The following is a 22,447-nucleotide window of genomic DNA, read 5'->3' as shown; positions in this document are numbered from 1 at the left end:
GCGGAGGAGGTCGTCATGGACAACCGTCTTGTAGTGGGGGTCAGCGGTCGGCCTGCGGCTCGGGCCGCGCTCCAGTGGGCGTTCGACTATGCGCGTCCCCGGCGCCTGGAAATCGAGTTGGTGCACGTCGTCGACGCGACCTTCGGCACGACCCCGGCCGGGTTTCTGCACGCGGCCCGCGAGCAGGCCGAACTGTTGCTCGCCCGTGAGGCCGAGGAGGCCCGCAGTGTCGCTCCTGACCTGACTTTTCACACGACGGTCCTTGAGGGCTCGCCTACCGGGGCCCTCACCGACTGGGCCGTCGGCGCGCAACTCCTCGTTGTGGGCTCGCACGCCCTGGGCCGGTTTCGGGACTATGTCTTCAGCACCCAAGCCGCGCAGATCGCGGCCTACGCCGGCGGTTCCGTCGTCGTCGTGCCCGAGCGGGAAGAACAGCGCGGCACCGGCGTCGTCGTCGGAGTGGACGGTTCCGAGGCATCTCTCGCCGCGGTGACATTCGCCGCGGATCAGGCGGACCGCCTGAGCGAGCGGTTGACGGCGCTGTACTGCTGGAGCGCACCGGTACCGTGGACCGAAGATCGCGCCATGATCGACTGGCCGATGGTGCCCGATGAGGCCGACCGCCTGGTCCTCGCCGAAGCGGTGGCGGGACTGGCCGAACGCTATCCGGACCTGAAGCTCGACCTGCGGCTCGACCTCGGGTTACCGGTGGACGCACTCGTGTCGGCGGCGACCGGTGCGCGGCTTCTCGTTGTAGGCAGCCACGGTCGTCACGGGTTCGCTCGCTTCTGGCTGGGTTCGGTCAGTCATGTGCTCGTTTTGACCATGCCCTGCCCAGTCGCCGTGATCAGGGTCGCCGTCACCGAGACCGGACCGGTCAGCGAACCCGTCTAAATGATTCACAGCGCTCGAATCGGAGCGTGCGAATCGGAGTGTGTCAGTCGGACCGGGCGATCAGCACAGGTGCGTCGATGTTCATCAGGGCGTCGTGGCTGCTGAACCGGGCACCGACTGGGTCACCGGCCTCGGATGTGATATTCCGAGCACCAGCAAGATAGCCTCGCTGCCGACATCGAGCAGAGCGTCGGCCGGCGGCTCCGGGCTCCGCACGCGAAGTCGACGGCGCATGCACGAGGATGGGTTCGTGGCCAAGGTGGCGCGCCTCCTGGGCGCCGCGGGACGCTGCGGGAGCCGAGCACGCGTCCGCTCAGGGAACCGGTCTTGTGGGTTCCGACGACCAAAACACCGTCGGATGTCGGTACCGCGGCGAGCGTCAGGCGGGAGATCCTTGCAGGACCTCGGGCGACCCGTCCGCTACCGCCCGAGCCAGACCCCAGCTGAAGGCGGACCTGCTCGGATCCGATCCGTCGAATCCGATGTAGTAGGTGTTCACCGCTTCTCCGCACCTTCCGTGGAGCCCGGTCGGGACTCGGCGCGTTCACCGGCCGGGCGGGGGACCACAGCGACCGGGCACGGCAGGTTCATCAGCACGTCGTGGCTGACCGAACCGAGAAAGAGGCTGCCGACGGCACCCCGGCCGTGTGTGCCGACGACGACGAGGGACGCCGTGTGGGAGGCGTTCACGAGCACGGATGCCGCGGTGCCCTGTTCCAGAACCTCGGCGATATGCAGCGCCGGATGCGCGTCGCGAACCCTCCTCGTTGCCCCCGACAGAATGCGCGCGTGGGCGTCTCGTATCTCCTCGTAGGGCAGGACGGCACCGTATTCGACGGCCACGGTCGCGGGAATGGTCCAGGCATGGACGATATCGAGAGGGAGTTTGTAACGCTCGGCTTCGCGGGCCGCGAAGTCAACGGCGACCAGGGCCGTGACGTCGTTCTCCATGCCCACGACGATGTGGCCGCCACGCGCCTGCCAGTTGACGGGGACGACGACGACGGGGCATCGGGCGTGGGCCGCGATGCGAAGGGGAAGGGTGCCGAAGACCGTCCCGGCGAGAACACCGGTCTTGTTCGTGCCGATGACCAGAAGGTCGGCGGTCGCCGACGCCCGCGCCAGCTCATCGACCGGGACGCCATGGCGGATGTAGCTCGTCTTCCGGCAGGAGGGTGCCACCTGTTCGACTCGTCGAAGGGCTTCCGCGAGCGGGCGCTCGTAGGCAGGCTGACTGGAATAGTCCGATCCCTCAGCGGGGTACCAGCCCAGCTCCACCACCGTGGTGAGTTCGAGTTGCACGGGCGTGCCCTGCATCCGTTCGAGCGTCACAACCCGGTCGAGGGCCCACTCCAGGGCTGCCTTGCTCGCGGCCCCACCGTCAATGGCGACGATCACTTTTTCAACCATGGGTGTGACTCCTGCTCTGGGGTGGAATCGCACCGGACAGTCCGATCCACGTCATTATGGCAGTGCCTGCCGGACGGGGACAGGGCCGAAGGTCTCGTGCGGGTAGTATCCCCGCTACCAGACGAGAGGCGGTCCCCGGTCATGCCCCACAAAACTATCCCGGTCACCCTGAACGAACGACCTGAGGCTCTCCCGGAGACAGTGATCGAACTGCCGGCGCATCTGCCCTCCAGTGCCGGTCGCGGTGGGTGGCCGCATCCGCCGATTTCATCGATGGTTTGCTGGGTGAGCGAACGGGTGACCCGCTGATGGTGCTGGCAGACATCTTCGCGTCGGCTGCGGATGCGGCCCTGGTCTGCGTTATCGGGCCGCCTGGTGTTGATTCGGGCGCGGGGGACGGTTTTGTCGTCCATGCGGCTCATGGAAGTGCCACTCGACCGTTGGACGGCCTGACCTTCCCCGTGGCGGGGAGCCTGTGCGGCCGGGCGCTGGCCACCGGCCGGCCGATCCTCGTCGGCCGGGAAAAGCGCGAGGCTGCGGGCCCCGAGTCGCTCCTGATGCTCGGGCCGACCCTGGTGGTCCCGCTGGGGAAAGCCGGGGAATCCGGCCCGCCCGCAGTGGTGCTCACCGCCTCCCGGCCCAGCGGGGCGCTTCCGTTCACTGCCGTGGACCTCGATTCTGCCGTCGATTTCGCCCGACTGGCATATGTGGGCCGCCACCTCGAGCGGAGCAGCACGGACCGGGCGCGTCTGGCGGTGCTCACCGATCGCGACCGGATCGCACGTGAGCTGCACGACCGGGTCATTCAGCGGGTGTTCGCTGTGGGGCTCGCCGTGCGCGCCCTCGGCGGGATGACCGCCGACCCGGTGTTCGGGCGGCGGCTGGCCGACCAGGTGGGAGCCCTTGACGCGGTCATCGCCGATCTCCGCACCGCGATCTTCGGGTTGTCGACGCAGGCGGACCCCGACCGGCACGGGCTTCGCCGCAGAATCGTCGACCTGCTCGACGAGGTCGGGCCTCTCTTCGCGCACCCGCCGCGGGTGGTGTTCTCCGGGGCGATCGATCTGCTCGTTTCCACCTCTCTGGCTGATGATGTCGTGGCAGTCGTGCGCGAGGGGCTGACCAACGTGGTCCGGCACTCTGGAACCCGGGAGGCGGAAGTGCGCGTCTCGGTCGCGGCGGACATCCTCACGGTCGAGATCGGCGACACCGGCGTCGGTCTGACCGGCGCAAGTCGGCGCAGCGGCGTCGCTAATCTGGCGGTCAGAGCCGAACGCTGGCAGGGGATGGTGTCGCTGATCGACCGGGCGCCGCGCGGTGCCGAGCTGCGTTGGACGGCGCGCGTGAGCGACGCTACCGCAGGGACTTCCCGATGACGCGCGTGTTTGTGGTCGACGACCATGACGTCGTCCGTATCGGCCTGGCTGCCCTGATCAACGCCGAAGCCGACCTGGAAGTGGTGGGGGAGGCGGCAACGAGGCGGCAGGCCGTGGCCAGGGTCGCCGCCACCCGGCCGGACGTCGTGGTCCTTGACGTGCGGCTGCCCGACGGAAGCGGCATCGACGCCTGCCGGGACATCCGCGGGAGGGATCCCGGCATCCGGTGCCTGATACTCACGGCGTTCGACGACGACGTGGCCAGCCGCGCCGCTGTCCTGGCTGGGGCGTCCGGCTATGTCTTGAAGGACATCCGCGGTGAACGCCTGGTGGAGGGAATCCGGCGTGTGGCCGGGGGGGAGTCGCTGCTCACCCCGCTGCTGGCCAGCCGGGTGGCAACCTCCTTGGGGCTGGACCGAGGCGACCCAGCCGCCCGAGCGCTGACGACGCGAGAGCGGCAAGTCCTCGATTTGATCTCCCGGGGCCTCACCAACCGCCAGATCGGCGAGCGCCTTGACCTGGCGGAGAAGACGGTGAAGAACTATGTGTCGGGGGTGCTCAGCAAACTCGGCATGGAGCGCCGTACCCAGGCCGCCGTCTTCGGGGTGGAGTTGCAGCGCCAGGAGGGTTCGTCCACTGTTCGAATTCGCCCGGCCGCTCCCGGTACGCTGGCCGGATGAAGCCGTATCGCACTAACCGGGTTGTGCCCGGACCCGGCCAGGAATCGGCCTGGGATTACCCGCGACCGCCCCGCGTGGAGGCGAGCGCCGACCGGGTCGTCGTCACCCTCGGGGGCCTGGTCCTGGTCGACACCGACGATGCCGTCCGGGTGCTCGAGACCAGCCATCCGCCGGTCTACTACCTGCCGCGTTCCGCGTTCCGGGCGGGGAGCCTCGAACCGGTGACCGGCCGATCGTACTGCGAGTACAAGGGCGAGGCGTCGTACCTGAGCGTGGTCACCCCGGGGCGTGTGGAGAAGGCGGCCGGGTGGTACTACCCGTCGCCGACGCGGGGCTTCGAGGATCTGGCAAACCGCGTCGCGCTGTACCCCGGACGGATGGACCTCGTTACCGTGAACGGGGAAGCGGTGCTGCCTCAGCCGGGCGACTTCTACGGCGGCTGGATCACCTCCCGGGTCGTCGGACCGTTCAAGGGGGCTCCCGGCACTCTCGGATGGTGACGCCGCCGCGAACCGTCGCGAGCCGGCTCGGCGTGGCCCCCATCTTTCTGGCCGCGCTGCTCTGGGGCACGACGGGCACGGCCGCGCACTTCCTGCCCGGCAGCGTCAGCCCGCTGGCGACCGGGGCGGCCACGATGGTCGTGGGCGGCGCGCTGCTCTTCACGCTTTCCGCCCGAAGCGCCCGGGCAACCCTCCGAGACTGCTCCGTGCGCCGCTGGGTGCTGGCAGGGGTCGCCGGCATCGTCGTCTACCCGCTCGCTTTCTACAGTGCGATTAACCTGGCCGGGGTGGCTGTCGGCACGGTCGTGTCGCTGGGGTCTGCGCCCGTCTTTGCCGCGGGGATCGAGTTCCTGGCGGAGCGCCGGGCGGTCACACGGCTCTGGGCACTGTGCACACTGGTGGCTCTGCTCGGCACGATTCTGCTGATCAACGGCCGGCAGTCGGACCAGGCCGCCGGGTCCGCTCTCCTGGGCGTTCTGCTCGGGCTGTTGGCCGGGCTCAGCTACGCGCTCTACACGCACGCATCCCACCGGGTGATCGCGGGCGGGCACAGCTCCCGGGCCACGATGGGGGCGCTCTTCGGCGTCGGCGCGCTGTGCCTCGTACCGGTGCTCGCGGCCACGGGAGCACCGCTGCTCCAGAGCACCGGCAGCCTGAGCGTCACCGCCTACCTCGCGATCGGGCCCATGTTCGTCGCCTACTTGCTTTTCGGCCGCGGCCTGCGCACGGTCCGCGGCAGCACGGCGACCAGCATCACCCTGGTCGAACCGCTCGTGGCTACGCTGCTGGCGGTCCTGATCGTCGGCGAGCGGTTGCCACCGTCCGGCTGGGCCGGGCTCGGGCTGCTTCTGGTGGCGGTGACCGCGCTTGCAGTTCTTCGGGATCCCGGCCAACCGTCGTCAGGAGAGCGCACCGCCTCGTCACCGGTAGGCTTACGAGGTGCCCGTCTCACTCGCCGATGTAAGTCGAATCATCCATGAACTGTGGCCGTTGTCCGGTGCCGAAGTCTGGGACGCCCCGGGTCTGGTCTGCGGCAACCCCGGCCAGCCGGTCGAGTCGATCCACCTGGCTGTAGACGCCGTCTCCGCGACCGTGGACGAGGCGGTCGGATATGACGCAGACCTGCTCCTGGTGCACCATCCGCTCCTGCTGCGCGGCGTCACGTCGGTCGCCGAAGACCGTTACAAGGGCGCCCTGATCGGTCGTCTGATCCGAGCGAATTGCGCTCTCCTTGCGGCGCACACCAACGCGGATGTCGTCGTGGACGGCGTCTCGGACATCCTCGCCACCCGACTCGGCCTCGTTGACCCAGCCCCCATCACGGCGGGCGCCGCGGCGGGAACGGGAATCGGCCGGGTCGGCCGGCTCGCGCACCCGACCACCCTGGGCCAACTGGCCCACCGCCTCGCCCAGCTCCTGCCGGCGACCGCCACCGGCGTCCGGGTCGCGGGGGAGTACGGCAGTGTCGTCGAAACCGTCTCGCTCTGCGGTGGTGCAGGCGATTCCCTTCTCCCTCATCCCGCCGTGCAGTCGTCCGATGTGTATATCACCTCCGATCTCCGTCATCACCCGGCGTCGGAGGCCCGTGAGCAGTCCGGGCTGTCGGGGGGCACCCCTGCCCTGATCGACGTGTCGCACTGGGCCAGTGAATGGCTCTGGATCGAGCCGGCCGCCGAACAGTTGCGGGCTCTTCTGCCTGGTGTGCGCATCACCAGCAGTTCCCTGCGCACGGATCCCTGGGACTTCGCGATCGTGCAGTAGCCTGCCGATGAAGTTCGGATTCACCCCCAACGCTCGTTCATATTTCTATTTGCAAAGGTCAGGACATCGTGAAGGCATCCCCCGTAGAACAGAAGGAGCTTCTCCGGCTTCAGTCCCTCGACATCAGGCTGCAGCAGGTCGAGCACCAGACGAAGGCCCTGCCCCAGCACGCCGAGATCCGGGAACTCACCTCGTTGTTCGACACCACCCGGATGGCCTTCGGCACGCGCGCCGGAGAACGTGATGACGTGCGCACCGAGCTGGCGCGGATCGAATCCGACGTCGATGTGGTCGAGAAGCGCATCGCGCGGGACACCGACCGGGTTCAGCACACCTCCTCGGTGAAAGACGTGCAGGCTTTGGAGACGGAGCTTGCGGCGCTGCGCAAACGCCTCCTCGCGCTCGAGGAGATCGAGATCGCGGTGATGGAACGGCTCGAGGAGAGCGATGCGACCGTCTCCGCGGTGGAGGCGGAACGGGACGCGATCGCGCTCCAAATCCATGACGCCGAGCAGGCGCGCAACGAAAGCCTCGCCGATCTGAACCGGCAGCTCGGCGAACTCCGCCGGGACCGGGCCGCCGTCGCCGGCAGCGTCGCCGAGGACCTCGCCGCGCTGTACGAGAAACGTTTCGTGACGGGGCGGGGAAACGCCGCCGCCCTGTTGCGGGCGCGCACCTGCAGCGGCTGCACGATGACGCTCACCGGCAGTGACCTCGATGCCGTGCGTTCCTCGCCGGCTGACGAGGTCCTGTTCTGCCCGGACTGCGGGGCGATCCTGGTTCGCACGGAGGAGTCCGGGATCTAGGTGGAGCCGGGCCCCGCCGGCGGCCTGTACTCTGGACTGTGGAATGGGTCGGCAAGACGGTCGCGTCATCCGCTACCTTCGGGTCAGCGGATGCCGAGGAACGTCCGGGCTCCGCAGAGCAGGATGGTGGGTAACACCCACCCGGGGTAACCCGCGAGACAGTGCCACAGAAAGTAGACCGCCTCCGGTTTCGGCCGGTGGTAAGGGTGAAACGGTGGTGTAAGAGACCACCAGAGGCCAGGGTGACCTGGTCGGCTAGGTAAACCTCGTCCGGAGCAAGGTCAGACAGGAAACGCCAAGGCGGCTCGCCGAGTTTCCGGGTAGACCGCTAGAGGGCTACGGCAACGTAGTCCCGAGATAGATGGCCGTCCAGGGTGCTACGGCATCGGGACAGAACCCGGCGTAATAGTCGGCCCATTCCACCTTCCGGCCTCCAGGTTCTGCGCCGGGGCGCTGCCACCCCGGGCAGGTCAGCCCTGATGCTTGACGGCGAGTGCGGCGGCCCCGAGGATTCCCGCGTTGTTGCGGTGCACGGCCGGGATGATGGCTGTCTTCAGTCGCAGAAGGGGCAGGAAGTCCTGGTGGTGCTTGGACACGCCGCCGCCGACGATGAAGAGGTCCGGCGAGAACAGTGCCTCCAAGGTCGAGTAGTACTTCTGCAGCCGACCGGCCCATTTTTCCCAGCTCAGGTTCTCCCTCTCCTTGGCGGAGTACGCGGCCTTGGTTTCGTAGTCGACGCCCTCGATCTGCAGATGGCCGAGTTCGGTGTTCGGCACCAGCAAACCGTCGTTGAGCAGTGCGGTTCCGATTCCGGTGCCGAGGGTCGTCATGATGACCACCCCCCTCACCCCCTTCGCCGCGCCGAATTGCGTCTCCGCGTAGCCGGCGGCATCCGCGTCGTTCACGAAGTGAATGGGCTGGCCGAGACCCTTCTCGAAGAGATTCTCGGCGGAGAGGCCGATCCACTTGTCCGAGACGTTGGCGGCCGACATGGTGTGGCCGTTCTTGACGACGGCGGGGAAGCAGATGCCCACCGGCAGCGCGCCGGCACCCTCCTCGGCGGAAACGGTTGTCAGGAGGGTCCTGGTCGTTTCGATGATGTCGGCTGGTCGGCCGCCTTTGGGCGTGGGAAGCTTCACGCGATCGGACAGGAGCTTCCCGGTGGACAGATCGACCACCGCTCCCTTGATCCCGGTGCCGCCAATGTCAATGCCGATGGCCATGGTTGAACTCATAGTCAAAACCTACCGGTTGTCAGGAGAGGGTGAGGATCTCGGCGCCGCGGTCGGTCACCACGAGGGTGTGCTCGAACTGGGCGGTGATGCTCTTGTCTCGGGTCGTCACGGTCCAGTCATCCGCCCACATGTCCCAGTCGGTCCCGCCCAGGGTGAGCATCGGTTCGATCGTGAAGACCATGCCGACCTCCATCACGGTGTCGTAGACGGGAGCGGAGTCGTAGTGCGGGATGATCAGGCCGGAGTGGAAGGCCTCGCCGACGCCGTGTCCGGTGAAGTCCCGAACGACCCCATAGCCGAACCTCTTGGCGTAGGACTCGATGGCGCGGCCGATCACGTTCACCTGGCGTCCGGGAGCGACGGCCTTGATACCGCGGGCGAGAGCCTCCCGGGTGCGTTCGACGAGGAGCCTGACCTCATCCCGTGCCTCACCGACGATGAAGGTGGCGTTCGTGTCGCCGTGCACACCGTTCTTGTAGGCGGTGATGTCGATGTTGACGATGTCGCCGTTCTCAAGAACGGTGTCGTCCGGGATGCCGTGGCAGATGACCTCGTTCACGGAACTACACAGTGATTTGGGGAACCCCCGATAGCCGAGCGTCGACGGGTAGGCGTCACGCTCGATCATGAACTCGTGGCCGATCCGGTCGAGTTCCTCTGTCGTCACGCCGGGGCGGATGGCCTGTGCGACAGCTTCGATGGCCCCGGCCGCAATCCGGCCTGATTCCCGGATCAGCTCGATGCGCTCGGAGGAGTACAGATCCGATCCGGTGAAGGGCGAGGGCATCCCCTTACCGACGTACTCCGGGCGCACGATGTGGCGGGGAACGGCGCGGAGCGGAGAAACCGCGCCCGGGAGGAGGTGACCAACAGAATCCTTAGGCATAGGATCAAGCTTATGTCCGAAGGCACCGATCATCAGTTCTGGTACAACATGCGCACGGGCGCGGTCGAGCAGGGGATGCAGTCCCCCTCTATAGACCGCGTCGGGCCGTTCGCCACCCGGGAGGAGGCCGTCCACGCGCTGGAGAAGCTGCGCGCGAACAGCGCCAAGTGGGCCGCGGAAGAGGCCGAAAACGACCGCTAGTCCCGCGAGCGGCGAGATCTACTCGTAGCTGTGTTCCGGCCCGGGGTACGCGCCGGAGTCGACGTCGTCCTTGAACCGGTGCACAGCATCCGTCAGCACGCCGCGCAGGTTGGCGTACTGCCGAACGAATCGGGGCACTCGCCCCTCGGTCATGCCGGCGAAATCCGTCCACACCAACAGTTGGCCGTCGACGTCGGGCCCAGCACCCACCCCGATCGTGGGGATGTCGAGCCGTGCGGTGACCAGTGCCGCGACCGTCGCCGGGACCATCTCGAGTACGACCGCGAAGGCGCCGGCGTCCTGCACCGCGAGGGCGTCTTCAATCAGCTGATCCGCGGCCTCGCCGCGGCCCTGGATCATGTGTCCGCCCAGCCCGTGCTCGCTCTGAGGGGTGAAGCCGACATGCCCCATCACGGGGATCCCCGATGACACGATGCGCTTGATCTGCTTGTGGCTGCGAACCCCGCCCTCGAGCTTGACCGCGTGGGCCTGCGCTTCCTTCATGAAACGCACGGCGGTGTGCAGGGCCTCGCTCTGGCCGGTCTCGTACGAACCGAAGGGCATATCCGCGACGACGAGTGCGCGGGTCACGGCGCGCGCGACGGCCCGGGTGAGCGGGATGAGCTCGTCGACCGTCACCGGGAGGGTGGTCTCGTAGCCGAACACGTTGTTACCGGCCGAATCGCCCACGAGCAGGAAGTCGATGCCGGCCTGGTCGAAGATCTGGGCCGTGAGCATGTCGTAGCTGGTGAGCCCCGTAATCGGGATGCCCTGCTGCTTGGCGTTGTGAAAATGGCGCGTCCGCACCCGTTTGGGTCCGGACTGCACGGAAACGAAGGGATTCAGCTCGCTGACGGGCTGAGGTTCGTCCGGAACGGTCGACTCTGGCATGCCTCAAGTGTAGTCAAGGAGCGTTCGGGCCGATCGGCGGTCGGTTTCGCCCGAGAGTCCACGCCAGACAGTAGCCTAGGGAGCGACAAGAAAGGGCGTGAATGGACAAGCAGCGCGACTTCGTTCTTCGGACCATCGAGGAGCGGGGAATCAAGTTCATCCGACTCTGGTTCACGGATGTCGTCGGCACCCTCAAATCGGTGGCCATCGCACCCGCAGAGGTTGAGGGCGCATTCGCCGAGGGTCTCGGTTTCGACGGTTCGGCGATCGAGGGTCTCACCCGGTCGTTCGAGGCGGATGTGCTCGCGCACCCGGACCCGACCACGTTCCAGATCCTGCCCTGGCGCGGCGAGATCGACCCGACCGCCCGCATGTTCTGCGACATCATGACGCCGGACGGTCAGCCGGCCGTCGCCGATCCGCGAAACGTGCTCAAGCGCACGCTGGCCAAAGCAGCCGACCGCGGTTTCACGTTCTATACCCACCCCGAAATTGAGTTCTACCTGCTCAAGTCGTCCAAGTATGGCAAGAACGGCCCCGTGCCGGTGGACCACGCCGGCTACTTCGACAACGTTCCCGGCGGCACAGCCCACGACTTCCGCCGCCGGTCGGTGCGGATGCTCGAAGACCTGGGCATTTCGGTGGAATTCAGCCACCACGAGGCCGGTCCCGGTCAGAACGAGATCGACCTGCGCTACGCGGATGCGCTGACCACGGCGGATAACATCATGACCTTCCGCACGGTCATCAAGGAGGTGGCCATCGAGCAGGGCGTCTACGCGACGTTCATGCCGAAGCCGATGTCGGAGCACCCCGGGTCAGGAATGCACACGCACCTGTCCCTGTTCGAGGGCGACACCAACGCGTTCTTCGAGGCGGGCGCCCAATACCAGCTCTCTAAGACCGGCCGCCAGTTCATCGCCGGGCTGCTCAAGCATGCCCCGGAGATCACCGCCGTCACGAACCAGTTCGTGAACTCCTACAAGCGACTGTGGGGCGGGGACGAAGCCCCCAGCTTCGTGTGCTGGGGCCATAACAACCGGTCCGCCCTGATCCGGGTGCCACTCTACAAGCCCAATAAGGGGCAGAGCGCCCGCGTCGAGTACCGGGCCATCGACTCGGCAGCGAATCCGTACCTCGCGTACTCCCTCATGCTGGCCGCCGGGCTCAAGGGAATCGAAGAGGGCTACGAGCTTCCCCCCGAGGCCGAGGACAATGTGTGGGGCCTGAGCGACACCGAGCGGCGCGCTCTGGGCTACCGGCAGCTTCCAGCGAGCCTGGACCACGCGATCCAGTACATGGAGGAGTCCGAGTTGGTTGCCGAGACGCTGGGCGAGCACGTGTTCAACTATGTGCTGCTGAACAAGCGCCAGGAGTGGAAGGATTACCGCTCGCAGGTCACTCCCTTCGAGCTCGACAAGAACCTCGAGATGCTCTAACGGTCGGGAGACGAGACCGAATGGCACGGGAACAGCTGACCCTGACCGAGCTCGCCCGGGTAGGCTTCGTCGAGCTGCGAGAGGTGCGTTTCCGGCTGGACGAGGTCGGTGACCTGGGCGGACCCGAATCGGCCGCCCTGCTGCCGCTGCTCGGCAAGACGGCCAACCCGGATGCCGCCCTCGCGGCCCTCGTGTCTCTGCTGCGCCAGGCACCGCACGAGGTGCGGGCGTTGCTGCTGCACCCGGAGGCGACCCAGCGGCTGTTGCGAGTCGTCGGCGCGTCGAGCGGACTGACCGAGTTCTTCCTGCGTCATCCGGAGGAATTGACGGTTCTCGCCCAGCCGCTCACGGCCCTTCCCGACCTGCCGGAACTGATCGAGGACCTGCTGGATTCGGTCGGTACCCGAGACGGTTTCGCCAGCCTCGTCGACGATGAGGGCTGGGTCGCCCTGCGGGTGCGCTACCGGCGCCGACTGGCGCAGCTGGCCGCCTACGACCTCGAGCAGGCCGACCCGGTCGCGGGCCTGGACGCCGTCGCCCGCACGCTCGCCGACCTGGCGGCCGCCGCGCTGGAGGCCTCCCTGGCCGTCGCGCGGAGCATGTCCACCGGCCTGGTCGCGGGGCGAGGCGTATTCCCGGAGGAAGAGGTGCGCGCCACTCGGCTCGCGGTGATCGGCATGGGCAAAGCCGGCGCCGCCGAACTGAACTACGTCAGCGATGTCGACGTGATCTTCGTCGCCGAGGGTGACCCGGCCGCCGGCCTGGAAGCACCGCGCGCGGTCGATATCGCCACCCGGCTCGCGATCCTGCTGATGCGGGGACTGAATCAGCCCGCCGTCGAACCCGAGCTCTGGGAAGTGGACCCGAACCTCCGTCCCGAGGGCAAGTCCGGCGCCCTGGTGCGATCCCTCGAGTCTCACCTGGCCTACTACGACCGTTGGGCGAAGAGCTGGGAGTTCCAGGCGCTGCTGAAGGCCAGACCACTGGCGGGCGACCTCGAGCTCGGGGGTCGGTATGTGGCGGCGGTGTCCCCAAAGGTGTGGACCAGTGCCAGCCGGGAGAATTTCGTCGAGTCCGTGCAGCGGATGCGCGAGCGCGTCACCAAGAACATACCGGAGGACGAAGTCGCCGTGCAGTTGAAGCTCGGCCCCGGCGGCCTTCGCGACATCGAGTTCACCGTGCAGCTTCTGCAGCTCGTGCACGGTCAGGCGGATCCGGCGGTTCGGCAGGCCGGCACCCTGCCAGCGCTGTCCGCGCTGGCCGAGAGCGGATACGTCGGGCGCGCTGAAGCGGCCGAGTTCGCTCAGGAGTACCGCATCCTGAGGCTGATGGAGCACCGTTTGCAGCTGGAGAAGCTCCGGCGCACCCACCTTGTCCCGCGCGACGAGTCGAGCCTGCGCGTCCTCGCCCGGGCGACCGGGCTCGCGCCGAACGCCGCCCAGTTGAGCGTCCGGTGGCTGAACACCAAGCACCGGGTGCGCGGCCTGCATGAGCGCCTGTTCTACCGCCCACTTCTGTCCGCGGTGGCCGCGCTCCCGGCGGACGGGCTGGGCCTCACCAGCGCCCAGGCCGAGGCCCGGCTGGCCGCCATCGGATTCCGCAACACCAAGGGGGCCCTCGGTCACATCGCGGCCCTCACCGGCGGGGTGTCCCGACGGGCCACGATTCAGCGCAATCTCCTGCCTGTGTTGCTGCAATGGTTCTCCGAGGGAGCCGACCCCGACTACGGGCTGCTCGCGTTCCGGCGCCTGAGCGACAGTCTCGGTACGACCTACTGGTTCCTGCGCATGCTCCGCGACTCATCCGGGGCCGCCGAGCGACTCACCCGGGTGCTGTCCTCATCCCGTTTCGTCGGCGAGCTCCTGGAGACGATTCCCGAATCCGTGGCCTGGCTGGAAGACGAGGACGACTTGCGGCCCCGCAGCGCGGCCACCCTCCGTGAGGAGGCTCGCGCCGTGCTGGCACGGCACGAGAGCCCGGATGCGGCCGCCTCGATCCTGCGCACTGCCCGGCGCCGCGAAATGCTGCGGCTGGCGTTCTCGGCGATTCTGGGCCAGGTCAGCATCGACGAGCTGGCGACGGGGCTCACCGACGTCACCGCAACCATCATCGAGGGGGTGCTTGCCGCCATCCGTGGCACCACGCTTGACGGTGCGGAAGACGGTCAGGACGCCGACGGGATCGAATTTGCCGTGATCGGCATGGGCCGGTTCGGCGGCTCGGAACTGGGGTTCGGCTCGGATGCCGACGTGATGTACGTCTTCCGCCCGGGCACCCTCATCGGCGAGGCAGCCCACGACCGGGCGAAGTTCATCGTCAAGGAGTTGTCGCGGCTCACCGATGACAACCGCCTGCCTCTGGACCTGGACATCGGGTTGCGCCCTGAGGGGAAGAACGGTTCCGTCGCCAGGTCCCTCGAGTCCTACGAGGCCTATTACCGGCGTTGGTCGCTCACCTGGGAGGCACAGGCGCTGTTGCGGGGGAGAGGAGTCGCCGGCGACGCCCGGCTCCTGGCCGACTTCGAGGCCGTTGCCGACGAGGTACGGTATCCGTCATCGATCAGCGAACAGGCGATCCGTGAGGTCAAGCGGATCAAGGCCAGAGTCGAAAACGAACGGCTGCCGCAGGGCGCCGATCCCAACCGGCACCTCAAGCTCGGCCGAGGGTCGCTGAGCGACGTGGAGTGGTTCGTGCAGCTGCTTCAGCTGCAGCATGCGGCCGATAGCGCCAAGCTGCGCACCTCGTCGACGCTCGACGCCCTCCGCGCGGCCGTCGCCGCGGGTCTGGTCAACGAGACGGATGCCGAAACTCTCACCACCGCGTGGCTCTTCGCGTCGCGCTGCCGGTCCGCGATCACCCTCTGGACCAACAAGACCGCGGATGTCCTCCCGACCGACCGCGTGCAGCTCGAGGGCGTCGCCCGGGTGATGGAATACCCGCCGGGCTCTGCCAACCAGCTCGAGGAGGAATACCTCTCGGTGACCCGCCGCGCCCGCGCGGTGTTCGAGAGACTGTTCTACGGGCCAGTGGAGCGCGCCGGCCCCTTCGGCGGGTAGGTCCGGTATAGGCAGGAGGACCGCATCCCATAGGGGATGCGGTCCTCCTGCCTATACCCAGCCGGTTGCCGGGGCTACGGTCTAGACGCCGTAGTAGAGCTCGAACTCGAACGGGTGCGGACGCTGCGCGAGCGGCTTGATTTCCATCTCACGCTTGTAGTCGATCCAGGTTTCGATCAGTTCGGGCGTGAAGACATTGCCGGCAAGCAGGAAGTCGTGATCGTTCTCGAGGGCTACGAGGGCCTCGCCGAGCGACGCGGGAACCTGCGGAATGTTCTTGGCCTCTTCGGGCGGCAGCTCGTAGAGGTCCTTGTCGACCGGCTCGTGCGGTTCGATCCGGTTCTTGATACCGTCCAGGCCGGCCATCAGTTGGGCGGCGAAGGCGAGATACGGGTTGCCCGACGCATCGGGAGCGCGGAACTCGATGCGTTTCGCCTTCGGGTTGGTGCCCGTGATCGGGATCCGGATGGACGCCGAACGGTTGCCCGCCGAGTAGACGAGGTTGACGGGAGCTTCGAACCCCGGCACCAGCCGGTGGTAGGAGTTGACGCTCGGGTTGGTGAAGGCGAGTACGGCCGGTGCGTGCTTGAGCAGACCACCGATGTACCAGCGGGCGACGTCGGACAGTCCGCCGTAGCCGGACTCGTCGTAGAAAAGGGGCTTGCCGTCGGCCCACAGTGACTGGTGCGTGTGCATGCCGGAGCCGTTGTCGCCGAACAGCGGCTTCGGCATGAAGGTGGCCGTCTTTCCCCACTCGGCCGAGGTGTTCTTGACGATGTACTTGAACTTGAGCAGATCGTCGGCTGCGTGCACCATCGTGTCGAAGCGGTAGTTGATCTCGCCCTGGCCGCCGGTGCCGACCTCGTGGTGGCTGCGTTCCAGGATGAGTCCGGCGTCAATCAGCTTGAGGCAGATGTCGTCGCGCAGGTCGGCGTGCTGGTCGACCGGGCTGACGGGGAAGTAGCCGCCCTTAAAAGGCGTCTTGTTGGCGAGGTTTCCGCCGACCTCTTCCTTGCCCGAGTTCCAGGCACCCTCGCTGGAGTCCACGGAGTAGAAGCTGGAGTGCTGGTTCACTTCGTAGCGAACATCGTCGAAGATGTAGAACTCGGCCTCCGGAGCGAAAAAAGCGGTGTCCGCGATCCCGGTCGAAGCCAGGTACTTCTCGGCCTTCTTGGCAACCTGACGCGGGTCCTTCGAGTAGATCTCGCCGTTGCGCGGGTTGTAGATGTCGAAGAGCATGATGAGAGTGCGCTCGGTGCGGAACGCGTCGATGTAGGCCGTGGTCACGTCCGGGATCAGCTGCATGTCGGATTCGTGGATCGACGCGAAACCGCGGATCGACGAACCGTCGAACATCTGCCCGACCGTGAAGAACTCCTCATCGACGGTCGACGCGGGGATGTTGAAGTGCTGCTGAACACCCGGCAAGTCGGTGAAACGGATGTCAAGGAACTTGACGTCCGTGTCTTTGATGAACTTAAGCACTTCTGACGAATCGCGGAACATGCGGTTTTTTCTCCAAACGACGTGGGCATAGAACGTGTAAGTCGCGCGCTGCGGCTCCTTTGAGGCTACTGGGATGCCATTACCCGGCGGTGACGCTTATGTTTCACACATGTTACAGCGGGGCCCGCTCGGTAGACTCAGCCCGTGTCTGCCGCAGCCTCGAATTCGACCACTTTTGGACAACTTCCACCGAGCCGTTGGCCGGGGGAGCGCCTCGGCCTGCCGAACGAGGGAACTCGGTCCGTGGGGCGCGTCGGCCGCCGGATTGGCGCCCTCGCGCTGGACTGGGCCCTGGCCTACGGGGCGGCGGCACTGTTCTTCAGCACGAGCGGCGTGGTCAACGGCTTCGCTGTGACCGCCATTTTCGTGGGGCTCCAGATCGTGTTCATCCCGACCATCGGCGGCAGCATCGGCCACCGTCTGGTCGGGCTCCGGGTCGTTCCGCTCCAGCCGGGTTGGGTCGGGTTGTGGCGCCCCGTTGTGCGGTCCCTGCTGCTCGGGCTAGCGGTCCCCGCTCTGGTCTGGGACTCGGACCAGCGCGGTTTCCACGACAAGGTCGCAGGAACGGTGCTCATCCGCTCCTAGCCTGAGCCGCGCGGCGAAGTACCTAGTTCCCGCGCTGCGGACGCGCCTTCATCGGGTCGACGCCCTTGGGGATCGGCAGTTTCTTGGTCATGGAGTTCAACCGGTTGTTCACGGCGAGCACCTCGGCCTTGGTCAGGGTGGGCTTGATCCGGGTGAGGCGCCGGGCCAGTTTGTGCAGCGGCACGGCATCGGCGTCGGGGCCGACGCTGATGATGGTGACGGCGATGCTGCCGCCGAGCCTGGTCACCATCCGGCGCTCTTCCTCGAGCATGCGGGCCGTTCGGGTGCGCGGCCCTTCACTGATCAGCACCACGCCGCCGCGGCCGACAGCCCGGTACACGGCATCCTGAGTCTTGCCGTTGACGGCGACGGGCATCTCACTCCCCACCCAGCCGCGCTTCAACGAACCGCGCAGCACCGCGCCGACGGCGCCGGGCTGGCCTTCGATCTGCGTGTATGCGGCCTTCTCGGCCCTCTGGCCCAGGATGATGAGCATGGCGAGGATGCCGGTGAGCAGACCCGAAATCGTCCACAGGACGATGTTGAGGATGCTCCCGGGGGACAGGATAAGGGCCAGTCCCAGCGCGACCGCGACGGGCACCACGAAGCCGAGAACCATGAACAGCACGATCTTCTTGTCGTAGCGGCGTGTCATCTGGAACACCTGCCACATTTGCTTCATGCGGCCGGGCTTCTTGGGGGGGCGGGGAGTCTTGTCCTTGCTGCGTGCCATGGTTCCAAGACTACCCAGTCACCCGAATGTCTCGTGACCGATTCTTGATCAGGAGACCGCCTGTGCGAACCCGAGGGACGCGTCCGCCAGATGGCGCAGTTGCGGCGGAACCTCGCGACCGGTCGCCAGCATGGACTGGGCCCAGAGCCGGCCCGCCCGATAGGACGAGCGCACAAGCGGGCCGGAGAGGACACCGAGGAAGCCGATGGCCTCGGCTTCCTCCTTGAGCTCGACGAACTCCTCCGGCTTCACCCAGCGGGCCACGGGCAGATGACGCGCGCTCGGCCGCAGATACTGGGTGATCGTGATGATGTCGGTCCCGGCGTCGTGCAGGTCCTGGAGGGCCTGGCTGACCTCCGAGCGCTCCTCGCCCATTCCCAGGATCAAATTCGATTTCGTGATAAGTCCCGCATTGCGGCCCTGGGTAAGGACGTCCAGGGACCGTTCGTAGCGGAATGCCGGCCGGATTCGCTTGAAGATTCTCGGGACGGTCTCCACATTGTGGCCGAACACCTCGGGCTGGGCGGAAAAGACCTCGCCGAGGTGGTCCGGGTTGCCGGAGAAGTCCGGGACCAGAATCTCAACGCCGGTTCCGGGACTCTGCTGGTGGATCTGCCGGATGGTCTCCGCGTAGAGCCAGGAGCCCTCGTCGGGCAGGTCGTCGCGGGCGACGCCCGTCACCGTGGCGTAACGCAGATTCATCTTGACGACGGATTCCGCGACGCGGCGCGGCTCATCCGTGTCGTACTCGGCAGGTTTGCCGGTATCGATCTGGCAGAAGTCGCACCGCCTCGTGCACTGTGACCCGCCGATCAGGAAGGTCGCCTCGCGGTCTTCCCAGCATTCGAAGATGTTGGGGCAGCCGGCCTCCTGGCACACGGTGTGCAGGTTTTCGCCCTTCACCAGGTTTTGGAGCTTGCGGTACTCCGGTCCCATCTTCGCCACCGTCTTGATCCAGGCGGGTTTACGTTCGATCGGCGTTTCCATGTTGCGAATCTCAAGGCGGAGCATCTTGCGTCCCTCGGGCGCCGCGCTCATGCCGACACCGCCCAGGCGGTCTCGAACTGGGCCGTGATGGGGGCGATGAGATCGGCCGGGTTCACGTCGCGGCCGACCATTCTCGAGATGGTGGTGACGCCGGCATCCTTGATGCCGCAGGCGATGATGTGGTCGTACGGTTCGAGCGAGTTGTTGCAGTTGAGGGCGAAGCCGTGCATGGTCACTCCTTCCGCGACGCGGATTCCGATGGCGGCGATTTTGTCTTCCCGGCCCTCCGGGCCGACCCAGACTCCTGAACGGCCCGAGATTCGGCAGCCGACGATGTCGAAGCCCAGGAGGGCGTCGATGAGGATTCCCTCGAGGAGGCGCACGTAGCCGACGACGTCGACGGGCTCCCGGAGGCGAATGACCGGATACCCGACCAGCTGCCCGGGGCCGTGCCAGGTGATCTTCCCACCGCGGTCGGCGTCGATGACGGGGGTTCCGTTTCGGGGCCGCTCCTCGGGAGCTGTGCGCTTCCCGGCGGTATACACACTCGGATGTTCGAGAAAGATGACGGTGTCCGGCCTCTCCCCGGAGACGACGGAACGGTGGACTGCGCGTTGGAGCTCAAGGCCCTCAACATACGGCACGGAGTTGGCGCTTAGCCCCGCGACGACAAAGTCGAGCATTCCCTCATCCTAAACCCCGGCGTTCCTCCCCACGGGGTCGGCGGCCCGGTTGTCCCCGGAACGAGTCCGGGTCGGCCGGGAGGGGAGCGGCGAGGCCAGCATGTCCGGTATGAGAACTCGCGGTCGACGCGTCCGTAATCCGGGGCCTGCGTCCCCGCCCCACTCGGCTGGCGCGGTGCCCGGCGGCGGCCCCGCATTGGTCGCAGGTTACCGCGTTCTGCGGCGCTTGGCGTCCACCGACCGGGCCGACCTGTATGTGGGCGTGGCGCCGTCCCGGTCGACCTCGACCGGGGACGAGGCGCGGGAGTGGGAGCAGGGTTGCTCCACGACATCCGTCGTGCTCAAGGTCTTCCATCCGGGAACGGAGGACGTCTCGATCGAACGGGAGGTCCAAGCCCTGACCACCCTGACGGTCGGACGGCTGACCACGCTCGTCGACGTCGGCACCCTGGCCGATGGCCGCACCTGCCTCATACTGGAACAGCTCACGGGCGGGTCGCTGAGCTGCTTTCTGGAGGGCCGCAGACACTTGCTTCCCGGGGAGGTGGTCACGATCCTGGCCCCGATCGCGGCCGCATTGGCGGAGCTGCAGGCCATCGGCCTGATCCATCCGGCCGTCAGCCTCGCGAGCATTCTCTTCGACTCCAGCGGGCGCCCGGTCCTGACCGGGCTGGGAGAGCTCCGGGCGCTGCCCGAGGCCGGTCGCGGGCGGCCCGAGGCGCTCGCCCTGGTGCACGGTCGGCTCGCGCAGGTCATCCGGACGGTGCTCGACCACGTCGATCCCGTCGTGCCGGTCCCGTCGGTCCTCCGCGACCTGGAACGGTGGTGCGCGGTGCCGGCCGCTGGCTCGGCGGCCCGCGCCTGGGGCGAGCTCGAGCATCTCCTGTTCGCCTGGGCTGAGGCCGTGCCGGTGAGGCTGGGCCGCAGCCCCGAGGCCGTCAGCGGGCCGCAACCGGCCGTCGACTGGTACCGGAGACCTCTGACTGATGATGTCGTCGGGCGTGCTCCCACGGTGAACGTCCGCCTTGCCGCGGAGGCGTCCCGGGCCAATCGGATGTTCGGCAACCGGGCCTCGCGCGTTCGCACGGCGCTTCGCCGGCTGCGGGAAGGTCACCCGGCCGGTGGGCTGAAGTCGCTGCTGGGCCGGGGGTTCCGCCTCCGCCGTGGGCCGCTGCTCCTCGTGGCCCTCATGGCCCTGCTGAGTATGGGACTGGCGGTGACGGCGCTGGCCGCGGGTGGATCAGCGCACACCGACGGAGCGCGGCCGAAGGCGTCAAAGCCGGCCGAGTTGACCACGGCTGACGGCGACCCAGTAGACGGTGACGGGTCCCCCCAAGAGGAAACCGTGGTGACCGGTGACGACCCGGTGGTTGCGCTTCCGGCCCTGCTGCGGGTCCGGAACGGGTGCCTGGCGGAGGTCTCGGTGGTCTGCCTCGATGCCGTGTACCAGGCGCAATCGGCGGCTCTGGCGGCCGACAGCTACACCCTGCGCATGATTCAACAGGGCGGCGGGGCCGCCGAAGACGAGGATTTGTCGTCGTGGGCGGCGGTTCTGGTGGAGCGAATGGGGGATGTCGCACTCGTGTCGCTTAAGGCCCCGGATGCGGAACGACAACCGGCCTCGGTCCTTGTGGTCAAGGGCGAGGCCGGCTGGCGAATCAGGGATATTTTCGACAACTAGTCGAGGTCCGGTCTCACGGACGACATCGACTAGATACCGAGGTTTGCTTCGAAGGCACCTGCCTCGAGACGCTGCTTCATGGTGACGAGGAAGCGTGAAGCATCCGCGCCGTCAATGATGCGGTGATCATAGGACAGAGCCAGAAACACGGTCGAGCGGATCGCGATCGCGTCGAGGCCACCCTGGCTGACGACGATGGGCTTCTTGTAGACAACCCCGGTGCCGAGGATGGCGCTCTGCGGCAGGAAGACGACCGGGGTGTCGAAGAGTGCACCGCGCGAACCGGTGTTGGTCAGCGTGAACGTTCCACCAGACAGCTCGTCGGGCTTGAGCTTGTTGTCGCGGGTGCGCTGGGCGAGGTCGGCGATCTGAGCGGCGAATCCGGCCAGATCGAGGTCGCCCGCGTTGCGCACGACCGGGGTCAGCAGGCCGCGTTCGGTGTCGACCGCAATGCTGATGTTCTCCTGGTTCGGGTACACGATCGTGTCGCCGTCGATGGTGGCGTTGATGATCGGGTTGGCCTGCAGTGCCTCGGCTGCAGCGAGAGCGAAGAACGGCAGAAAGGACAACTTGTTGCCCGTCTTGGCGTGAAAATCGGCTTTCACCTGATCGCGAAGAATCGCGACCCGGGTGACGTCGACCTCGACCACCGTTGTCAACTGAGCCGATGACTGCATCGAGATGACGGCGCGCTCGGCGACGACCTTGCGCAGACGCGACATGGGCTCGGTGGTCCCACGCAGGGCGGAGACCTCCACGGCCGGAGCTGTTGCTGCAGCCGTCCCGACGGGAGCGCTGGCCTGCGCGAGCGCGATGTCCTCCTTGCGGATGCGTCCACCGACACCGGTTCCGACTACGCGGGACAGATCGACACCGGCCTCGTTCGCGAGTTTGCGGACGATGGGGGTGACGTAGCCGGATGTTCCCGCGTGCGATCCGCGGGAGACGGCCGGCTCCGACGCGACCACGGGGGCAGCGGCAGGTGCCGGGACGGCGACAGGAGCAGCGGCAGGTGCCGGGGCGGCAACGGGTGCCGCGACCGGTGCGGGCGCGAACACCGGTGCGGGCGCCGCGACGGGCTCGGGAGCGGCGACCGGTGCGGGTGCCGCCACGGGTGCCGGTGCCGCCACGGGTGCG

General features: G+C 67.3%; 21 protein-coding genes and 1 other RNA gene. 13 read left to right on the top strand and 9 right to left on the bottom strand.

Translation table 11 applies throughout. The features are described 5' to 3' along the window. Positions 1-15: 15 nt before the first annotated feature. Positions 16-894 carry a universal stress protein gene (locus E3O18_RS06490; protein ID WP_134417747.1) on the top strand — a complete coding sequence of 293 codons (879 nt, stop codon included), beginning with the start codon at positions 16-18 and terminating at the stop codon, positions 892-894. A 495-nt stretch (positions 895-1,389) separates the two neighbouring features. On the opposite strand, the gene E3O18_RS06485 is transcribed toward E3O18_RS06490, so the two are convergent. Further along, the gene (locus E3O18_RS06485; protein ID WP_134395883.1) at positions 1,390-2,304 is read right to left on the bottom strand and encodes a universal stress protein; all 915 of its coding nucleotides are present in this window, start codon (positions 2,302-2,304) and stop codon (positions 1,390-1,392) included. A gap of 248 nt (positions 2,305-2,552) precedes the next feature. Between E3O18_RS06485 and E3O18_RS06480 the strand changes: the two genes are divergently transcribed. The 7 genes from E3O18_RS06480 to rnpB all read left to right on the top strand — a co-directional run bounded on the left by E3O18_RS06480 (position 2,553) and on the right by rnpB (position 7,848). Next, positions 2,553-3,680: a histidine kinase gene (locus tag E3O18_RS06480; RefSeq protein WP_134417746.1), complete on the top strand. Its 1,128-nt coding sequence runs from the start codon at positions 2,553-2,555 to the stop codon at positions 3,678-3,680. After that, positions 3,677-4,360 (top strand): response regulator transcription factor, encoded by a 684-nt coding sequence (locus tag E3O18_RS06475; RefSeq protein WP_134417744.1) that lies wholly within the window; start codon positions 3,677-3,679, stop codon positions 4,358-4,360. The genes E3O18_RS06480 and E3O18_RS06475 overlap by 4 nt, the downstream gene beginning before the upstream one ends. Then, positions 4,357-4,860 (top strand): DUF427 domain-containing protein, encoded by a 504-nt coding sequence (locus E3O18_RS06470; protein ID WP_134395885.1) that lies wholly within the window; start codon positions 4,357-4,359, stop codon positions 4,858-4,860. The genes E3O18_RS06475 and E3O18_RS06470 overlap by 4 nt, the downstream gene beginning before the upstream one ends. Then, positions 4,857-5,840, top strand: coding sequence for an EamA family transporter (locus tag E3O18_RS06465; protein WP_241978129.1), 984 nt, complete (start codon positions 4,857-4,859; stop codon positions 5,838-5,840). The genes E3O18_RS06470 and E3O18_RS06465 overlap by 4 nt, the downstream gene beginning before the upstream one ends. After that, positions 5,800-6,621, top strand: coding sequence for a Nif3-like dinuclear metal center hexameric protein (locus E3O18_RS06460; RefSeq protein ID WP_134395887.1), 822 nt, complete (start codon positions 5,800-5,802; stop codon positions 6,619-6,621). The genes E3O18_RS06465 and E3O18_RS06460 overlap by 41 nt, the downstream gene beginning before the upstream one ends. A 68-nt stretch (positions 6,622-6,689) precedes the next feature. Then, positions 6,690-7,427 (top strand): C4-type zinc ribbon domain-containing protein, encoded by a 738-nt coding sequence (locus tag E3O18_RS06455; protein WP_134417742.1) that lies wholly within the window; start codon positions 6,690-6,692, stop codon positions 7,425-7,427. A gap of 44 nt (positions 7,428-7,471) precedes the next feature. After that, positions 7,472-7,848: RNase P RNA component class A (gene rnpB / locus E3O18_RS06450), an RNA gene on the top strand. Between the two features lie 49 nt (positions 7,849-7,897). Here rnpB and ppgK read toward each other — a convergent pair. Continuing rightward, a complete protein-coding gene (gene ppgK / locus E3O18_RS06445) occupies positions 7,898-8,662 on the bottom strand; it encodes a polyphosphate--glucose phosphotransferase (protein ID WP_134395889.1) in 765 nt (254 codons plus the stop codon). 19 nt (positions 8,663-8,681) lie between these two features. After that, entirely contained in the window at positions 8,682-9,548 is an 867-nt protein-coding gene (gene map / locus E3O18_RS06440) for a type I methionyl aminopeptidase (protein WP_134395890.1), read from the bottom strand. A 12-nt stretch (positions 9,549-9,560) separates the two neighbouring features. On the opposite strand from map, the gene E3O18_RS06435 reads away from it, so the two are divergent. Next, positions 9,561-9,749 (top strand): SPOR domain-containing protein, encoded by a 189-nt coding sequence (locus E3O18_RS06435; protein ID WP_134395891.1) that lies wholly within the window; start codon positions 9,561-9,563, stop codon positions 9,747-9,749. An 18-nt stretch (positions 9,750-9,767) separates the two neighbouring features. Here E3O18_RS06435 and panB read toward each other — a convergent pair whose 3' ends face one another. After that, entirely contained in the window at positions 9,768-10,640 is an 873-nt protein-coding gene (gene panB, locus E3O18_RS06430; RefSeq protein WP_104171103.1) for a 3-methyl-2-oxobutanoate hydroxymethyltransferase, read from the bottom strand. Between the two features lie 101 nt (positions 10,641-10,741). Between panB and E3O18_RS06425 the strand changes: the two genes are divergently transcribed. Together E3O18_RS06425 and E3O18_RS06420 are read left to right on the top strand one after the other, a co-directional pair. Next, complete coding sequence (locus E3O18_RS06425; protein WP_134395892.1) at positions 10,742-12,079, top strand: glutamine synthetase family protein; 1,338 nt, start codon at positions 10,742-10,744, stop codon at positions 12,077-12,079. Positions 12,080-12,099: 20 nt separating this feature from the next. Beyond that, positions 12,100-15,135 (top strand): bifunctional [glutamine synthetase] adenylyltransferase/[glutamine synthetase]-adenylyl-L-tyrosine phosphorylase, encoded by a 3,036-nt coding sequence (locus E3O18_RS06420; RefSeq protein ID WP_134417741.1) that lies wholly within the window; start codon positions 12,100-12,102, stop codon positions 15,133-15,135. Between the two features lie 81 nt (positions 15,136-15,216). Here E3O18_RS06420 and glnA read toward each other — a convergent pair whose 3' ends face one another. Then, positions 15,217-16,641 (bottom strand): type I glutamate--ammonia ligase, encoded by a 1,425-nt coding sequence (gene glnA, locus E3O18_RS06415; RefSeq protein WP_104101957.1) that lies wholly within the window; start codon positions 16,639-16,641, stop codon positions 15,217-15,219. Between the two features lie 144 nt (positions 16,642-16,785). On the opposite strand from glnA, the gene E3O18_RS06410 reads away from it, so the two are divergent. Next, complete coding sequence (locus tag E3O18_RS06410; protein WP_104101960.1) at positions 16,786-17,226, top strand: RDD family protein; 441 nt, start codon at positions 16,786-16,788, stop codon at positions 17,224-17,226. 22 nt (positions 17,227-17,248) lie between these two features. Here E3O18_RS06410 and E3O18_RS06405 read toward each other — a convergent pair whose 3' ends face one another. Genes E3O18_RS06405 through lipB form a run of 3 tightly spaced genes read right to left on the bottom strand, consistent with a single transcriptional unit; the run spans position 17,249 to position 19,629 of the window. Further along, the gene (locus E3O18_RS06405; RefSeq protein ID WP_134395894.1) at positions 17,249-17,959 is read right to left on the bottom strand and encodes a DUF4191 domain-containing protein; all 711 of its coding nucleotides are present in this window, start codon (positions 17,957-17,959) and stop codon (positions 17,249-17,251) included. A gap of 48 nt (positions 17,960-18,007) precedes the next feature. Continuing rightward, positions 18,008-18,997 (bottom strand): lipoyl synthase, encoded by a 990-nt coding sequence (lipA, locus tag E3O18_RS06400; RefSeq protein ID WP_134395895.1) that lies wholly within the window; start codon positions 18,995-18,997, stop codon positions 18,008-18,010. After that, positions 18,994-19,629, bottom strand: coding sequence for a lipoyl(octanoyl) transferase LipB (gene lipB, locus E3O18_RS06395; RefSeq protein WP_134395896.1), 636 nt, complete (start codon positions 19,627-19,629; stop codon positions 18,994-18,996). The genes lipA and lipB overlap by 4 nt, the downstream gene beginning before the upstream one ends. A gap of 226 nt (positions 19,630-19,855) precedes the next feature. On the opposite strand from lipB, the gene E3O18_RS06390 reads away from it, so the two are divergent. Further along, positions 19,856-21,310 (top strand): protein kinase, encoded by a 1,455-nt coding sequence (locus E3O18_RS06390; RefSeq protein WP_134417740.1) that lies wholly within the window; start codon positions 19,856-19,858, stop codon positions 21,308-21,310. Between the two features lie 29 nt (positions 21,311-21,339). On the opposite strand, the gene E3O18_RS06385 is transcribed toward E3O18_RS06390, so the two are convergent. After that, positions 21,340-22,447 (bottom strand): 2-oxo acid dehydrogenase subunit E2 (locus E3O18_RS06385; RefSeq protein WP_134417739.1); only part of this gene is annotated, 1,108 nt, incomplete at its 5' end.

Origin of the sequence: Cryobacterium sp. TMT2-42-4, from assembly GCF_004402645.1 — a bacterium.
Taxonomy (GTDB): Bacteria; Actinomycetota; Actinomycetes; order Actinomycetales; family Microbacteriaceae; genus Cryobacterium; species Cryobacterium sandaracinum.
The sequence above is the reverse complement of the archived record's forward strand: the minus strand, read 5'-3'. Positions and strand labels throughout refer to the sequence as shown.

Excerpts from the sequence above, each read along its gene's own strand:
- panB (WP_104171103.1), bottom strand. The coding sequence starts at position 10,640 with ATGCCAGAGTCGACCGTTCCGGACGAACCTCAGCCCGTCAGCGAGCTG.
- lipB (WP_134395896.1), bottom strand. The coding sequence starts at position 19,629 with ATGCTCGACTTTGTCGTCGCGGGGCTAAGCGCCAACTCCGTGCCGTAT.
- ppgK (WP_134395889.1), bottom strand. The coding sequence starts at position 8,662 with ATGAGTTCAACCATGGCCATCGGCATTGACATTGGCGGCACCGGGATC.
- map (WP_134395890.1), bottom strand. The coding sequence starts at position 9,548 with ATGCCTAAGGATTCTGTTGGTCACCTCCTCCCGGGCGCGGTTTCTCCG.
- lipA (WP_134395895.1), bottom strand. The coding sequence starts at position 18,997 with ATGAGCGCGGCGCCCGAGGGACGCAAGATGCTCCGCCTTGAGATTCGC.
- E3O18_RS06420 (WP_134417741.1), top strand. The coding sequence starts at position 12,100 with ATGGCACGGGAACAGCTGACCCTGACCGAGCTCGCCCGGGTAGGCTTC.
- E3O18_RS06405 (WP_134395894.1), bottom strand. The coding sequence starts at position 17,959 with ATGGCACGCAGCAAGGACAAGACTCCCCGCCCCCCCAAGAAGCCCGGC.
- E3O18_RS06425 (WP_134395892.1), top strand. The coding sequence starts at position 10,742 with ATGGACAAGCAGCGCGACTTCGTTCTTCGGACCATCGAGGAGCGGGGA.
- E3O18_RS06475 (WP_134417744.1), top strand. The coding sequence starts at position 3,677 with ATGACGCGCGTGTTTGTGGTCGACGACCATGACGTCGTCCGTATCGGC.
- glnA (WP_104101957.1), bottom strand. The coding sequence starts at position 16,641 with ATGTTCCGCGATTCGTCAGAAGTGCTTAAGTTCATCAAAGACACGGAC.
- E3O18_RS06470 (WP_134395885.1), top strand. The coding sequence starts at position 4,357 with ATGAAGCCGTATCGCACTAACCGGGTTGTGCCCGGACCCGGCCAGGAA.
- E3O18_RS06485 (WP_134395883.1), bottom strand. The coding sequence starts at position 2,304 with ATGGTTGAAAAAGTGATCGTCGCCATTGACGGTGGGGCCGCGAGCAAG.
- E3O18_RS06490 (WP_134417747.1), top strand. The coding sequence starts at position 16 with ATGGACAACCGTCTTGTAGTGGGGGTCAGCGGTCGGCCTGCGGCTCGG.
- E3O18_RS06435 (WP_134395891.1), top strand. The coding sequence starts at position 9,561 with ATGTCCGAAGGCACCGATCATCAGTTCTGGTACAACATGCGCACGGGC.